Source organism: Aeromonas sp. 600282, assembly GCF_049175755.1.
GTDB classification, from domain to species: domain Bacteria; phylum Pseudomonadota; class Gammaproteobacteria; order Enterobacterales; family Aeromonadaceae; genus Aeromonas; species Aeromonas veronii_A.
Genome location: NZ_JAAKVR010000002.1, coordinates 156954 through 171386, shown reverse-complemented (window position 1 = coordinate 171386; position 14433 = coordinate 156954). Strand labels below are relative to the sequence as shown.

Genomic DNA, 14433 nt, shown 5'->3' with positions numbered 1-14433 from the left:
AAGTTCATCATCAACCGTAATGAGAAGGCCCCGTTATCGGGGCCTTCTGTTTATCAGTGCTTTTCTGTCGGTTGCTTCGCCAGATAGTGGGCGAATTGGGGCGTGTACTTGGCCTTGAACCCCTGTTCGGTCTTGATGATGAGATAGACCGCCAGCTTGTGCTGTTTGGCAAATGCCATACCCGCTTCGGGCCCCATCACCATCAGCGCGGTATCGAGGGCGTCAGCCTCAAGCGCGGTCGGGGTGATCACGCTGGCGGAGACCAGCTTGTGGGTGACCGGCTGGCCGGTGGCAGGATCGATGATATGGGAGTAACGCTGGCCATCCAGCTCGTAGTAGTTGCGATAGCTGCCTGCGGTGCTGAGCGCCATACCGTTGGGGATGACGATATCGGAAAACGCTCCCGGCTGATCGGAAGGTTCGACGATGGCCACTCTCCACGGTGAACCCTTGCTGTTGTGGCCCTTGCTGCGCACTGCACCGGCCACTTCGATCAGGTAGTTGTGTACCCCCTTGCTCTCGAGCAGGGCAGCGATTTCATCCGATGCCGCCCCTTCGCCCAGAGTGGAGAGGTCGAGATAGAGAGCCGGGATCGTTTTTTCGAGCAGGAAGTGATCCCCTTGCGGGGTCAGGGTCAGCTTGTCGATGCCCACCTTGTGGCGGGCGGCGGCGATGGCCGCCTCATCGGGTCGCTTGACCGGCCGTTTGTCCGGGCCAAAGCCCCATAGATTGACCAGAGGCCCCACGGTCACATCCAGCTTGCCGTTGGTCAGTTTACCGGCATCCATCCCCTGCTGGACTATGATGGCCATGGCGGGCGGGATGGCGAACGGGGTATTGGCGGGCCCCTGATTGAAACGGGAGATGAGCGAGCCCGGATCGTAGGTGGAGATCTCCTTGTTCATCCGGGCCAGCAGGCTCTCAACATCGCTTTTGAGGGCGGGCTCCCCACCGGGGTAGCTATCGCTCAGGGTCACCACATAGTAGGTGCCCATGGTCTTGCCCTGAATACGGGTCTGGGCAGGCGGGGTGGGCTGGCAGCCGGCCAGCGCCAGCAGCAGGGTCAGCAGCAGGCCGCGCAGGGCCGCCACGGGGGTTATCGCAATCATCCGGCGCTCTCATCTGGAGAAGGTTCATATCGGGGCGCTAGCTTAGCCAAGGGGCGCCCGCCGGGCGAGCCCTGATGGGGGCAATCGGAGGGAAAAGGGCAGAAAAAATTAAACATTTTTGAACCTGTGGCTGGAGCGGGTCGTATTGTCCATCCGTGAGGGAGATAGTGGCGAGTAGAGCACCGTCTGGTGACCTAGCCCGCAGCTTTGGCCAAAACCCATCGCCGATTGAAAACAATTGAGTAAAATGAAGGTCGATTTAGACGGCATCTTTGCGAAGCGTTCGCCGCATCCGCCAAGTCGTTGCCATCCATTGCCAATCAAAGGAGAAGATGATGAAAAAGGCGATTACCCTGCTGTTTCTGAGTACTCTGGCTGCCCCGGTTCTGGCGGATGAGTGTGCACTGGTCATCGAAGGCAATGATGCCATGCAGTACAACCTCAAAGAGATGAGCGTGCCGGCCACCTGCAAAGAGGTGACGGTCACTCTGAACCATACCGGCAAGCTGCCTGTGACCGCCATGGGCCATAACTGGGTGCTGTCCAGCACCGCAGACTATCAGACTGTGGCGACGGCGGGGATGAGCGCCGGGGCCGAGAACGGCTATCTGCCCAAGGATGATCCCCGCGTGCTGGCGCATACCAAGCTGATCGGCGGTGGCGAGAGCAGCAGCGTCACCTTCAAGACCGACGGTCTGGCGGGCAAGGATCTCACCTTCTTCTGCTCCTTCCCCGGCCACTTCGCCATGATGAAGGGCTCCTTCAAGGTCAACTAAGGCGGTTACCGGCATCGAGCCGGTCGCCTGAATAGAAAAAGCCGGGATTGCCCGGCTTTTCTATTGAGCTATATATCTGACAGAATTGGCTGGCATCAGACGAGGTTTTTGTTCTAAAGACGCTGGAAGATACACGGAAATGCAATTAGTAAAATTGGTTCTCAGTTGTTGTTTACTCTTGGTGTGTACCATCGCCTTGGCAGCAGAACCTCCGGTAAAGAAAAGTCGTAGTGGTATATGTCATCCGAAAGGGGGGACTTATTACAACCGAACCAAGCATTATATCCCTTATGACACAATGCAAGCATGCCTCGACAGTGGAGGGCGGGCACCCAAACGTTAATCAAATTAGAGCCAGAGTGAAAACTCAGCCAAGTCATAGCATTTGACATTTTTGGTAGCGCATTTTTTCGCCTCGGATTTTAGCCATTCAAATGCAGCTTTTTTATGGCCTTGGCCTTCAATCAAAATGATGACATTTTGTTCAGGAGCTTTTTTTGCGCTTTGTAAAAAGAAAGGAAATTTACGGTCTACAGAGCCGGAAACTTGTTGCTGATGAGGCTCAATACGAGTTAACCCATCAATTGGATGGTTAATTACAAAAGCACTGATTGCTTTAAGCCCATAGAGATCCTCGTAAGGAACTCTGCATTTGAATGTTTTGGCGTTAACTAATTTATTATCCTCAACATAACCAAATTCATTCAAAATCTCTCTAATTCTTTTCTGTAGTTGTTGATTACTTTTTTCTTCTTCAGTGGTGAGTTCTGGTGGTGTTTCGAATCCATCAAGTGTGTATTGCATAGGATCTCTCATCACAAAAGCCATGAGAGACCCATATTACTCCGAGATATATAACTTTCAATATTCGTGAGTGATTTTTAACCGCGGCAGATCCTATTTGAGAACATCCTGCAGGGTAAAGAAGGCGATGGCGGTCTTCTTCTGGCATTCGAAGTGAATGCTCTCTTCCCCGGTCACCACCAGCGTCTCGTTGATGGCCACCTCTTTGCCCTGCACGGTCAGCTGGCCGCTCAGCAGGTGACAGAGGTAGGTCTTCCCTGGCTCGAGGGTCAGGGTCAGCGGGAAGGGGAGGTTCAGCACCCGCACGTTGGCGCTGATGCGAGCCGGATGGTAGATAAGCCCCAGATCGGTCACATCTTTTTTCAGCAACTCGCAGTGGGTCTCCTCGTCGCCGCTAAAGTGCGCCGCCTCGAAGGTGGCGTAGGGGTGGCCGTTGAGCACAAAGCCAGCCCCGCTTACCGGCAGCAAAATGCGCTGATAGCCGGGAAAGGGGGAGAAGGAGCCCGCGCTCTTGATGGGGGCCGAGCTCAGTCGATAGTCAAAGTCGAGTTTGGCAAGGCTGCTCCCCTTGGGGGAGATGAGGATCTGGCTGGTTGTGCCCTGCTGGTTTTTCCAGGGCATCTTCTGGTGGTCAGACTCTTTAATCAGGGTGATCACGGGCACTTCCTCACGATAAAAAACGCAGGGAGCCGGGGACATCAACCCCGGCTCCCTGATAGAGATTGGCGATGGTAAAGGCGATCAGCCCTGACCATCCAGTGCGGCCAGCCGCGCTTCCATGGCGGCGAGACGACTCTTGAGCTCGCTCACCTCCTGCTCCAGCTCGCTCAGACGGTCGGCGGCAGGGGAGGCATAGGCAGCGGCGGGAGCGGCATCCATCATCGCCTGAATATCCACTTCGCCGCTAAACAGGTGGGCGTAGCGGGATTCGCGCTTGCCCGGCTCGCGCGGCAGCTTGACCACGTAGGGGCCACGTTCGATGAGCTGGGTCAGCACCGCATCCACTTCGGTGACATCATCGAAGCTGCAGAGGCGGTTGGTGCGCGAGCGCAGCTCCCCCGGGGTTTGCGGGCCGCGCAGCAGCAGTTCGCATACGATGCCGAGCTCCTGGGCACTGAATTTCAGCTCGCCAAATTCGGTGTTGCAGAACCTGTGCTGGTAGCGGGGCACCCGGGCGTTGAAGCCTGCAGTGTTGACCACCAGCCGCTTGCGGATCAGCTCGTCCACCACGGCGCGGATATCTAGCTCGGAGAGCTCCAGCACCGGCTCGCGGTTGCTCTTCTGGTTGCAAGCATTGACCAGTGCATTAAGGGAGAGGGGATATTGATCCGGGGTGCAGATCTCTTTTTCAATCAGACAGCCGATGACGCGGGCTTCCAGCGGGCCAAGTACTAACTCCATTTCCTACTCCCTTCCAAATCGAGACATCAAGAGCCCCTATCTTAGTCATGGTCCGCGCCGCGTCTAGCGTTGCGCGCCATTTTTGCGAGCTGATCAGGGCGTTGGCGAAAGGCTCGCCAACGCCGCAGACCTCCGCTTTTTATCGCTGCCCCTGATAGAAGCGCGCCTTATTGGCATACATGACGTCGTCAGCCACCCGGCTCAGCTCCGCCAGCGGGGTCTGGTCGCTGCTGCTCCAGCCGATGGCAAAACGCAGCGGGAAGCTGTGCTCCCCATGCTGCACGATGGCGTGCTGCTGGCTTGCCTCCAACCTGCCTGCCAGCTGCTGGCTGGCGAGGTGATCCGCCTCTGCCAGCAGGACGAACTCGTCGCCGCCGATACGGAAAATCTTCTCATCCTGACGGCAGAGGGTGCGCAGTTGGCGAGCCATCTGGATCAGCAGGGCGTCGCCCGCCTCGTGCCCATACTGGTCGTTGGTGCGCTTGAGGCCGTTGAGGTCGAGCATGAAGAGGGCGAGGTGACGCTCCGGATGGCGCGCCAGCACCGCCTGATAGTGATGGAACATCTCTTCGAACGCCTGGCGGTTGGGCAGGCCGGTGAGGTTGTCGGTGCGGGCGACCCGTGCCAGTTCATCGGTGAAGAGACGCCCCTCGATGCCCACCGCCAACTGCTTGGCAAACAGCCGCAAGATGGCCCTGTCTTCGGACTCCAGCCCTTCTGCGCTCACCATCAGATAACCAAACAGCACGCCGCTTTGGCTACCGGGCAGGGTCATGATCTTCCAGAGAGCGTCATCCCACTGGCATTCGGAGTGTTTGACCTCCTCATCCATCAGTTGAGCCAGTTTCTCCTGCAAGGCATCCCGCAAGGGGGCATCGACCCCCTGGGTCAGGGAGTAGTGAGGCTGGCCATCGCGGCGGATCACCAGTCCCCAGCGGTGGCCGGGATAGAGCTGCGAGAGCTGCAGCAGGGCAGAGCTGGCCAGCTCGGCAATATCGATATCCAGCTGCTGGTGCAGACCGAACTGCAACCAGGATTGCAGGATATGGCGGCTGCGCTCCTCCCGGCTCAGGGCCGAGCGCAGGGCGGTCGTTTGCGAGGCAACCTCTTGCTCCAGTTCGTCGTTGAAGCCGAGCAGCCGCTGGTTGAAGGCCTCTTTCTCGCTATTGGCCTGCTGCAGCTGTTCATTTTGTTGATAGAGCGCCCGCACCTGATCCGAGATGGTGCTGGCCATCTCCTGTAGCAACTGGCGCACCTCGTCGTACTCCACAAAGCGCAGCGGTGCCTGCCGTTGCTGGTAGTTGCCCTTGCCATAGCTGCGCACCAGCGCGGCCAGCGAGCGCAGCGGTCGGGTTAGCCAGCGGGTGAGCCAGACGCAGCCGATGGCCACCAGCAGCAACATAACGGCGATGCTGACGGTCAGCAACTGCTGGGATTTATTGAGCTCGCTGACCCTGTCATTGCTGTAGCTGTAGAGGATGATGGTGGGGGTGATCTCCTGCTCCAGCTGGGGCCAGCCAATGGCCAGGGGCTGCGCCATCTTGCTTGGCTCCCTGTCATCCATGGCGTTGGCGCTCTGGTGAGCCCCTTCGTAGAGACGGTTCTCGCCCTGGGAGATCACCAGATATTCGCTCCCCTTGAGATAGGGTTCCAGCAACTGGGCCATCTGCCGCCAGGGGAGAATGGCCATCACGAAGCCGGAAGGGGTCTGCATCACCCCTGCGCGCTGGTGGTTGCGATAGATGGGGGCTACCAGCGCCAGCCCGCCGCTGCGGTTTTGCTCCATGTCGTCGACCAGCACGGGATCATCGACGGGCAGCAGCAGATGCTTGCCCTGTTTTGCCTCGCGGGTCTTGCCCCAGGCCATCAGCTGCGGCATCAGGTTGCTCGACTCGAGGTGGGAGGCCTGGCCATTGATGTACTCCACCACCAACCCCTTGTCATCGATGAGGTAGGCCGAGGTGAGCAGGCTGTTGGATTTGACAAAGGTGGCCAGCGCCAGCCGGGCATGGCTGGAGAAGAGAAAGTTGTCGAGGGCCTGGTGGAGTACCCGATCCTGGCTGAGCTGATTGAGCTGGGTGCCGATCAGCTCGCTGCGAAAGCGGGCTTCGCGGGTCATGCTGGTGAGGGCTCGCTCCAGCTGCGACTGCTCGCTCTGGGCGATGATCTGGTGCTGGCGGATCAGCAGCACAGTGCTGGCCAGCAGTGCCGGCAGCAGGGCGACGGTGAACAGGATGATGATGAGGGTCGGGCCGAGCCGAAAGGTGCGATGTTTCATGGTGTTTTGACCTGCCGGTACTGCTGATCGGCCAGCTGCTGCATATAGTGGGCGGTGTCGGCGGCACGGATCCCCTCTTTAAAGCGCTCGAACCCTTTCTCCATCGCTTGCCAGGCGATGGACATGGCGCTGTCGGAGGGCATGGGGGTACTGAGGGTGAACTGTTCCAGCAGCACTTTTTCCTGAGGCGTGGGACGGCGGCTGATGGCGGTAAAAGCCTGCTGATTGACCGGCAGCAGCGCCCCCTGATGATAGATGAACTGCTGAATATCCTGACGCTGGATAAAGGCCATCAGTGCCTTGATGACGGGTTTCCGATCCTCATCATCCATCGCCCAGCGGGAGGCTCCCATCACGTAGGCGCCGCTCATGGAGTGCATGGGATGGCTTTGCCAGCGGGGCAGCAGGGCGACGCCCAGCTTATCCCCCATGTTCTTCACCAGATCATTGAAGGCCCAGTCCCCATTGATGAGGTAGGCGCTCTTGCCCTCATTGAAGCGGGCGAGGGCGGTGTCATAGTCGCACTCGGGATCGACCCACTGTTCGCTGGCGACGGTGCGGTAGGCCTCCAGCGCCTGCACCATGGCCGGGCTGTCGAGGGTGATGCGCCCTTCGGTCACCGGCGAGCCGCCAAAGGTGTGTAAAAAGGCGGCGAAATAGTACATATCGTGATAGGGCCAGCTGACGGGGTAGACCCCCTTGGCCTTGAGGGCCGGGGTGATAGCAGTCAGTTGCTGCCATTGGGTCATCGGAGTCGAGACCAGCGCCTTGTTGTAAAACAGCATCAGATGGTTGCCCTGCATCATGGGCATGCCCCAGCGTTGCCGATCCAGGGTGACATAACGCAAGGTGCTGGCCATCAGCGCGGGGGAAAACCACTCGGCCGGTAGGGGAGCGAGGGTCATCTGGCGATAGAGGCCGATAAAATCGGAGGGGATCAGCATCAGATCGGGCAGCCCCCTGGCCTGAGCTGCCAGCAGGAGATCCGCTTTGATCTTGCCCGGCTCAATCTGGGTGACGCGCACTCTGTGGTTCCCCTCCTGATTGAAGCGGGCGATCACGTCGTCGATCACGTAACCGGCTTGCTGGGAGTGCCACAGCTCCAGTTCAGGCTCCTGAGCCTGCAGGGGGTGGCTCAATGCGAACAGGCAAAGCAGCAAGAGATGATAAAAAGATCGTTTTCTGCTCATGTTATCATCACCGTTATTCCCTGAATTCCAAGGGAAAAATGTAACAAACTACCGGCAAGATCGGTAGGCTCGGGTGTTAACTAATTGACTGAAACAACAAAAAGCCCGGCGCGTGGGCCGGGCTGGGGGATAAATTGCTTATCCGCATATTCTTCGAGGCATCTATTGTGGATGTTGTTTGAGGATGTCGTATATCTCCTCTTTCAGTTTGAGTTTCTGTTTTTTCAGATCTCTCACCTCGGCGCTATAGTCGCTGGCGTGATGCTTTTCCAACTTTCTAATCTCCGCATCCAGGTCGTTGTGCAAGTCAAACTTCTTCTGGAAATGGACATCACTGCTCTTCAGTTTCGAGATAAGTTCTCTGTACTCTGGGAACATGTAATGGAGCCTCCTTGGTTTCGTTTGATTGTGCCTGTAAGACCAAAGCTACCCCTTAGTGCCGGGGATAAATGTGATCCTGATCGGATTTGGGGGCAATGATTTGGAGTATTCGGCGGGATATTTATAACTTGTTGAATCAAAACAAGATAAGTGATTTGTCAATCTGAATGGTGAGCCAAACTGTGCGACAAGTCACAACAGGGGCAGTGTTGGCGTGAGGGTGCAGGATCAAAAAAAGGGGCCGAGTGGCCCCTTTTTATGGATGCAGGCAACGTTACTCTTTCTCTTCGTCCGCCTGCTCTTTTTTCTTTTTCTTCTCGGGCAGCGGCTTGCCGTCGCGGTGGATCACCTTGCCCGCCTCAAAGCCAATCTGGGCCGCCAGCTCCTCCAGATCCGCCGACTTGGCCTGATCTCCGATGGCGTAGCGATAGTTGGCGATGGAGAGTTTGTCAGCCACCGGCGTGCCCGGGACGATAGGCTCGCGCCAGCCCTGGCCGATGTGGGCCACCAGGGTGCCGTTCATCAACAGCTCGCCGACGATCTCCTGGGTCGGATTGCCCTTGCCGTAGGTGAGACCCTGCGGGTGCTTCTTGCCGACCAGCGGCTCGTTGCTGGCGGGGATCAGCTTGGTGCGGATCAGCCACTTGGGCTTTTTGGTGTTGCCCACCGCCTTGCCGGTCTGGTACTCGTTGATCTTGATGGTCTTGATCATCTGGGCCATGAAGTCCTTGGTCAGCGCCTTCTGGGCGTCGCTGGTTTCATCGATGGCGATGGGGGCCACATACCAGGTCTGGGTGGCTTGAGCCTTGGGAGCGGCAGGGGCAGTTTGCGCCATGGCCAGGGGGCTGAGCAGGATGGCAGCCAGCAAGAGTCCTATCTTCTTCATTGTGATTCCGCTTTTGTTTCAACAAGAATTTTGTTTTGCCAGCGACGACTGCGCCAGCGCCAGAACATGGCCAGACCGCGCACCCACTCGTCGCAGGCCAGCGCCAGCCAGATACCGACCAGTCCATAACCCTGCATGATACCGAGGAAATAGGAGAGTGGCACGGCAATTCCCCACATGGAGAGCAACGCCATGTAGAGGGGGAAACGGGCATCCCCGGTGGCCCGCAGGGCGTTGATCACCACCAGATTGAAGGTGCGGCCGGGTTCGAGGATAAGGCTGATAAGAAACAGTTGTGCCACCTGGGTGATGATGTCGGCATCATCGGTAAAGAGGCTGATGATGGTGCGGCCGTTGAGGGCCGCCGCCACGGCGATGACGCAGGTGACCGCCAGCCCCAGCTTGAGGCTTTTGAGCAGCTGCTGATAGGCGCGATCGAACTGTCTGGCCCCCGCCAGATGGCCGATGATGATCTCGTTGCCAAGGCCGATGGAGAGGCCAAACAGCAGGATAAACAGGCAGATCTGGAAGAAGTAGGATTGGGTCGCCAGCGCCTTGTCCCCCAGCAGTCCGACAAAGGCTGTCACCACCATAAACTGCAGCATCCAGGAGAGGTTCTCTCCTGCCGCCGGCAGGCCGATATGGAGCACCTTGCCCAGCATCTCCCGGCTGGGGTGGACGATATCGCGCACCACCAGTCGAATGCCGGTCTTGCGGGCTACCAGCCACACCAGCAGCACCACGCCGATCAGTCGGCCCGCGACCGTGCTGATGGCGACACCGGCGACGCCAAGCTGGGGCAGGCCGAACCAGCCGTAGAGCAGCAGCAGGTTGCCGACGAAGGTGATGAGGTTGACGATGAGGGTCACATACATCGCCTGACGGGTGTGGCCGTGAGCGCGCAGGGTGGCTGCCAGACAGAGGGCTGCGGCCTCCGGTAACAGGCAGAGACCGATGATCTGCAAGTAAAGCGTCCCGTCGCTCATCAGGTTGGCAGGCAGGTTCATCAGCGCCAGCATGGTGCTGGCTCCCGCCATCACGCCAATGGCCGCTACCAGACCGATCAGCAGGTTGAAGCCGATGGCGGTGTGGATCACCACCCGACTCTTCTCCCGATCGCCGGCCCCCAGATACTGGGTGATCACCACGCTGGTACCGATGCTGACGAAGCTGAACAATGTGATGGCGAGATCGAACACCTGATTGCCGACCGCCAGCGCCGCCACTCCCTGATAGGAGACGTGACCCACCATGAAGGTGTTGAGGGCACCGGTCAGAAAGTGCAGGGCGAGATCGATAAAGAGCGGCCAGGTCAGCGCAAAGAGGGTGCCCGGGCCTGCGTGGGATTGAGATTGCATGGCATGTCCAACAGCTGGGAGGGTACGGGGGAGTGCCCTCTGGGGGCGCATTTAACACCAAGGCCAAGGCCGGTGCAATCCTTGTGCTGGATTGCACCGGCCAGGGGAGCAGGCCAAGGGATCAGGCAGGCGTGGCGCCCGCCTCCTGTTCGCTTGGCAGGGTGAGGCGCGCCGAGTCGGGCAGGGCATCATCCTGCGGCCAATTTGAGCGGATGGCATCTGTGGTGCTCTCCACCACCACATCATCCTTGAACACCGGCTCGCGGTAGCAGCGGGTCAGGCGCAGCGCCTGATACATATCGGGGCAGAGGATGATCCCCTCGTCGCCCACCCGCACGCCCGCCTGCTTTAGCCAGTGGGTCATCTGGCCGTGGCGACCCGCCATCACCATATGGATGCCGCGCCGTTTCAGATCTTTGTGCAGCTCCCCCACCATGCTCATCACGCTGATGTCCTGATGGGTGAAGCAGGCGACCGCATCGATCACCAGACACTTGGGGGCTCGGGGATCCTGCACCAGCAGGGCCAGCACCCGCCGCTTGAAATAGGGGGCATTGAAGTAGGTGAGCGGCGAGTTGAAGCGATAGACCAGAATACCCGGGATCGCCTTGGCCTGTTCGTTGTCCCCCAGGGTACGTACTACCCCCTCGTCATCCATGCCGAGCAGCTGGTCGGTGGGGCGCATCACATTACGCAGGAACTGGAACAAGCCCAGCAACACGGCGAGGGTGATCCCGGGGATTACCCCCATGGTAAGCACGCTGATAAAGGTGACCAGCGCCAGCCAGAAGGCGGATCGATCGGAGTGGCGCAGGGCCCAGAGACCGCGAAAATCGGTGAGTGACAGGGAGGCCATCACTAGCACCACCCCGAGGGCGGCGGTGGGAATATATTTGAGCGGCGCCGTCAGATAGAAGGTGATGAGGGCGATCACCGCCGCAGCGATGATGGAGACCAGCTGGCTCTTGCCGCCGTTGGCGTCGTTGACCGCGGTGCGTGAATCCGCGCCGCTGATGGCAAAGCCCTGGGAGACTGCGGAGGCGAGGTTTGCCATGCCAAGGGCCCGAAACTCCTTGTCCGCGTCGATTTCGTAACCGTTTTTGGCTGCAAAGCTGCGAGCGGTCAGCATCATGGAGACGAAGCTCACCATGGCCAGGTTAAGGGCGGGCAGCACCAGCTCCCGCATCAGTCCGGGGGGAAATTCCGGCATCTGGAAGGCGGGCAAGCCGGAGCCCACCGTCCCCAGGGTGGCAATATCAAACTGGCCGAGATTAAAGCCCCACACCAGCGCAGCGGTCACCACCATGGCCACCATGGAGGAGGGCCATGCCGGTTTGTAGCGCTTGGCCAGCAGCAGGGTGAGCAGAGCCACCAGACTCATGGCCAGGGTAGGCAGATGGGTCTGGGTAATATAGGTCGCCCCGCTGGCGATCCGCTCGATGAGGTAACGTTCGCTGAAAGTGAAGCCGAAGATCTTGGAGAGCTGGCCCACCATGATGGTGATGGCCACACCATTGAGCAGTCCCATCAGGATGGGGCGGGAGAGGAAGTCCGCCAGCACCCCCAGCTTGAAGCGGCTGGCAATCAGGCACCAGAAGCCGGTCATGGCGGTCATGGTCATCACCAGTTGCCAGTGACGGGTCGGGTCGCCTGCGGCCAGCGGCGTCACCACGGCGGCGATGACCGCACAGGTGGCGGCATCGGGGCCGACAATCAGCTGGCGGGAGGTGCCAAACAGGGCGTAGACCAGCATGGGCAGGATGCAGGAGTAGAGGCCGACGATGGCACCCACTCCGGCAAGCTCGGCATAGGCGATGGCGACGGGCAGCGCCACTGCCGCCACCGAGAGTCCGGCGCGAAGATCTGGCATCAACCAGGCGCGCTGGTAATGCAGCAGGGCGGCGAGGCCCGGTAGCCAGCGTTCGAGAGAGAAGAAGTCGCGCATTATTTAACCCATTGAGTTACAACCAGCTTTTCCCCTAGTGTGCCCAAGGTTATCGAAAGATTGCAATCAGGTTATGGCCAGTTTACCTGAAGGTCAGGCCAGATAGCCTGCCAGCGTTTCTCCTTGATGCGCTGGGTAAAAATCTGTTTGTCCTGGCGACATCTGGGGTTGGCACTCACTTGCAGCGACCAGTTTATGGCAAAGCCGTAGGGGGCGAGCCACTCGAACTCGCCATCCTGATTCAGGCGCACGCCTATGCAGGTGGGCACCTCGACCCAGTGGCTAAGCGCCTCAAGGCTGCTGGCAAATGGCGCCACCAGCTGGCGAGTGTGCATGCGGGCCTGATTGCGCACCTCCCACTGCTGATCCGGCAGCCGCTTTGCCAGCCAGGCTTCATGCGTCGCCTCGGCCAGCCCTTGCGGATCGGTTTTATCGAGATAGATAAGGTCGATATCGTTGAGCGGGGTAGGCACCGCCTTGTGGTGAAGGTAATCCCAGATGAGATTGCGGATAAAGCCTGCTCCCAGCGCCCAGTCGGGCAGATCGAGCTCGGCCGCGGCTTGCAGGCAGGCCATCCGCTGCGGATCGGCCCGCAGCAGGGCTTCTGTTTTGGCTTGGAATTGCTGTTCGAGGACGGTGTTCAGAGGTTCAGTTGTTGGCATTGCGGCGTAACCAGACATCAATGTAGCGGCAGCTCGGCACTATAGTGAGCCCCTCCGCCTGAGTCCAGTTGAAGAAGGCACGCGCCAGCTGATCGGCAATCCCCTGCACCCGCAGCTCGGGGGGCACGAAGGTGCTGTAGGCGTCGATGGTCTTGGCATCGAGCCGCCGGTAGCGCAGTCTCGACTCTTTACCCTCCACCATACAGATGAACTGCTGCTGGTTGGCCTGATGGATGATGTCGCTCATGGTGGGCACCTCTGGCATAAAGTTGGGTCTCTCGGCACAACATAACTGTTAGCCAAGGTATAGAACAGATAATGAGAGCCCGTGGTCAATATCATCCCCCTTTGACAGAGGGCGCATCGATATCGCGATGTAGATCAAGGTGCCCGATGGTGAGTCGGGCACCGCGTTAGTGTCAGCACAAGAGTGCTGGCAAAGGGGAGGGATCAGACCCAGGCTCGCTCCAGCAGGGTGAGTAACTGCTCACGGTCGGCGTCCTTGCGATTGAACAGTAGGGCACCGTCGTTGACCGCCAGATCGCGGATCTCGGTCAGTAGCGAGCGATCGCTTACCCCAGCCTCGCTCATGGTGCGCGGCAGCTTGACCGCTTGCCACAAGGTGTCGCGCAGGGAGCGAATGGCTGTGATGGTCGCCTCCGCCCGCTGATGGGCCGGGGTGGCGGCAAAGCGCTCTGCCCCCACCAGCGGCAACAGCAGCCGGGCCAGCTCGCTATCCACCTCGGGGCGGTTGTAGTCGAGCACGGTCGGCAAAAAGAGGTTCATGCACAGCCCGTGGGGCAGATGGCAGCGGGCTCCCAGACTGTGACCGAGGGCGTGCACCAGCCCCACCATGGAGTTGGAAAAAGCCATGCCAGCCAGCGTGGAGCCTTCCGCCAGTTGCAGCCGCAGCTGTTTGTTTTGCGGGTCGTGGATGATTTGCGGCAGGGCGCTGGCGATCTTCTCCACTGCCATCAGGGCCAGCGCATCGCTCACCGGGTTCTTGGCGGTACCGATAAAGGCCTCGATGGCGTGGGTCATGGCGTCCATGGCGGTGGCGGCGGTGATATTGAGGGGCAGCCCCTGGGTCAGGCGCGGGTCTAACACCGCCAGCTGGGGCAGCAGGAAGGGGGAGGTGAAGGGCACCTTGCGCCCGCTCGCCTCATCCTTGATCACTGCAACCAATGTCACTTCTGATCCTGTGCCCGCTGTGGTGGGCACCACCGCCAGCGGCTTGAGGGGACGGGTCAGGCAACCGGCGCCCGAGTAGTCGAGCAGATGATCCCCCCCCATGGAAGTGAGAATGTTGACTGCCTTGGCGGTGTCGATGACCGAGCCGCCCCCCAGCGCCACCAGACTGTCGCAGTCGAGCTCGCGATAGCGTTTGGCGATCCGCTCCACCACGGCGGTGGAAGAGTCGGCCGGGATCTCGTCCCAGATGGCGGCAACCGGCAGCTCCCCCTCGGCCAGCACATTGGCCAGCAGGGTGGCAAGGCCGGTGGCATTGACCCCCTTGTCGGTCAGCAGCAGCGGGCGATGGGCACCCAGGCTGGCCAGCTCGCTGGCCAGCTGTTCCAGCGCCTGTTCACCGGCCAGCAGTTTGACCGGGCAGAAAAAATCGTAATAGCGGCTCATTTCAAGGC

General features: G+C 59.6%; 15 protein-coding genes. 2 read left to right on the top strand and 13 right to left on the bottom strand.

From position 1 onward, the window contains the following. Positions 1-53 precede the first annotated feature (53 nt). The gene (locus tag G5137_RS03530) at positions 54-1109 is read right to left on the bottom strand and encodes an FAD:protein FMN transferase (RefSeq protein ID WP_421205298.1); all 1056 of its coding nucleotides are present in this window, start codon (positions 1107-1109) and stop codon (positions 54-56) included. Between the two features lie 335 nt (positions 1110-1444). Here G5137_RS03530 and azu point away from each other — a divergent pair, with 335 nt between their 5' ends. Both azu and G5137_RS03520 read left to right on the top strand, forming a co-directional pair. Next, positions 1445-1885 carry an azurin gene (azu, locus tag G5137_RS03525; protein ID WP_227343020.1) on the top strand — a complete coding sequence of 147 codons (441 nt, stop codon included), beginning with the start codon at positions 1445-1447 and terminating at the stop codon, positions 1883-1885. A 139-nt stretch (positions 1886-2024) separates the two neighbouring features. Beyond that, the gene (locus tag G5137_RS03520; protein WP_083249997.1) at positions 2025-2228 is read left to right on the top strand and encodes a hypothetical protein; all 204 of its coding nucleotides are present in this window, start codon (positions 2025-2027) and stop codon (positions 2226-2228) included. A 5-nt stretch (positions 2229-2233) separates the two neighbouring features. Here the strand turns inward: G5137_RS03520 and G5137_RS03515 are convergent, their stop codons facing one another. The 12 genes from G5137_RS03515 to G5137_RS03460 form a co-directional block, all read right to left on the bottom strand. Further along, positions 2234-2689, bottom strand: a complete 456-nt coding sequence (locus G5137_RS03515) for a PD-(D/E)XK nuclease superfamily protein (RefSeq protein WP_115521108.1) — start codon at positions 2687-2689, stop codon at positions 2234-2236. A gap of 93 nt (positions 2690-2782) precedes the next feature. Next, a complete protein-coding gene (locus G5137_RS03510; protein ID WP_421254926.1) occupies positions 2783-3346 on the bottom strand; it encodes a HutD family protein in 564 nt (187 codons plus the stop codon). A gap of 84 nt (positions 3347-3430) precedes the next feature. After that, a complete protein-coding gene (locus G5137_RS03505) occupies positions 3431-4090 on the bottom strand; it encodes a YceH family protein (RefSeq protein ID WP_005361682.1) in 660 nt (219 codons plus the stop codon). A gap of 139 nt (positions 4091-4229) precedes the next feature. Next, on the bottom strand, positions 4230-6368 hold the full coding sequence (locus G5137_RS03500) for a diguanylate cyclase domain-containing protein (RefSeq protein WP_421254925.1): 2139 nt from the start codon (positions 6366-6368) through the stop codon (positions 4230-4232). Continuing rightward, positions 6365-7558 (bottom strand): sugar ABC transporter substrate-binding protein, encoded by a 1194-nt coding sequence (locus G5137_RS03495; RefSeq protein WP_421254924.1) that lies wholly within the window; start codon positions 7556-7558, stop codon positions 6365-6367. Before G5137_RS03495 ends, G5137_RS03500 begins: the two co-directional genes overlap by 4 nt. 162 nt (positions 7559-7720) lie before the next feature. After that, positions 7721-7936, bottom strand: coding sequence for a YdcH family protein (locus G5137_RS03490; RefSeq protein WP_005337763.1), 216 nt, complete (start codon positions 7934-7936; stop codon positions 7721-7723). A gap of 277 nt (positions 7937-8213) precedes the next feature. After that, positions 8214-8825, bottom strand: coding sequence for a hypothetical protein (locus G5137_RS03485; protein WP_005337761.1), 612 nt, complete (start codon positions 8823-8825; stop codon positions 8214-8216). Then, positions 8822-10183: an MATE family efflux transporter gene (locus G5137_RS03480; RefSeq protein WP_013723595.1), complete on the bottom strand. Its 1362-nt coding sequence runs from the start codon at positions 10181-10183 to the stop codon at positions 8822-8824. The genes G5137_RS03485 and G5137_RS03480 overlap by 4 nt, the downstream gene beginning before the upstream one ends. Before the next feature lie 121 nt (positions 10184-10304). Then, a complete protein-coding gene (locus G5137_RS03475; protein ID WP_421254923.1) occupies positions 10305-12128 on the bottom strand; it encodes a SulP family inorganic anion transporter in 1824 nt (607 codons plus the stop codon). A 71-nt stretch (positions 12129-12199) separates the two neighbouring features. Further along, positions 12200-12790, bottom strand: coding sequence for a nucleotidyltransferase family protein (locus tag G5137_RS03470; RefSeq protein ID WP_421254922.1), 591 nt, complete (start codon positions 12788-12790; stop codon positions 12200-12202). After that, positions 12777-13037 (bottom strand): GNAT family N-acetyltransferase, encoded by a 261-nt coding sequence (locus G5137_RS03465; RefSeq protein ID WP_005337747.1) that lies wholly within the window; start codon positions 13035-13037, stop codon positions 12777-12779. The genes G5137_RS03470 and G5137_RS03465 overlap by 14 nt, the downstream gene beginning before the upstream one ends. Before the next feature lie 203 nt (positions 13038-13240). Next, positions 13241-14425, bottom strand: coding sequence for an iron-containing alcohol dehydrogenase (locus G5137_RS03460; protein WP_374884645.1), 1185 nt, complete (start codon positions 14423-14425; stop codon positions 13241-13243). Positions 14426-14433 lie beyond the last annotated feature (8 nt).

Coding starts and splice junctions, on each gene's coding strand:
- azu (WP_227343020.1), top strand. CDS start 1,445: ATGAAAAAGGCGATTACCCTGCTGTTTCTGAGTACTCTGGCTGCCCCG.
- G5137_RS03460 (WP_374884645.1), bottom strand. CDS start 14,425: ATGAGCCGCTATTACGATTTTTTCTGCCCGGTCAAACTGCTGGCCGGT.
- G5137_RS03490 (WP_005337763.1), bottom strand. CDS start 7,936: ATGTTCCCAGAGTACAGAGAACTTATCTCGAAACTGAAGAGCAGTGAT.
- G5137_RS03530 (WP_421205298.1), bottom strand. CDS start 1,109: ATGATTGCGATAACCCCCGTGGCGGCCCTGCGCGGCCTGCTGCTGACC.
- G5137_RS03500 (WP_421254925.1), bottom strand. CDS start 6,368: ATGAAACATCGCACCTTTCGGCTCGGCCCGACCCTCATCATCATCCTG.
- G5137_RS03470 (WP_421254922.1), bottom strand. CDS start 12,790: ATGCCAACAACTGAACCTCTGAACACCGTCCTCGAACAGCAATTCCAA.
- G5137_RS03475 (WP_421254923.1), bottom strand. CDS start 12,128: ATGCGCGACTTCTTCTCTCTCGAACGCTGGCTACCGGGCCTCGCCGCC.
- G5137_RS03520 (WP_083249997.1), top strand. CDS start 2,025: ATGCAATTAGTAAAATTGGTTCTCAGTTGTTGTTTACTCTTGGTGTGT.
- G5137_RS03465 (WP_005337747.1), bottom strand. CDS start 13,037: ATGAGCGACATCATCCATCAGGCCAACCAGCAGCAGTTCATCTGTATG.
- G5137_RS03485 (WP_005337761.1), bottom strand. CDS start 8,825: ATGAAGAAGATAGGACTCTTGCTGGCTGCCATCCTGCTCAGCCCCCTG.
- G5137_RS03505 (WP_005361682.1), bottom strand. CDS start 4,090: ATGGAGTTAGTACTTGGCCCGCTGGAAGCCCGCGTCATCGGCTGTCTG.
- G5137_RS03480 (WP_013723595.1), bottom strand. CDS start 10,183: ATGCAATCTCAATCCCACGCAGGCCCGGGCACCCTCTTTGCGCTGACC.
- G5137_RS03495 (WP_421254924.1), bottom strand. CDS start 7,558: ATGAGCAGAAAACGATCTTTTTATCATCTCTTGCTGCTTTGCCTGTTC.
- G5137_RS03515 (WP_115521108.1), bottom strand. CDS start 2,689: ATGCAATACACACTTGATGGATTCGAAACACCACCAGAACTCACCACT.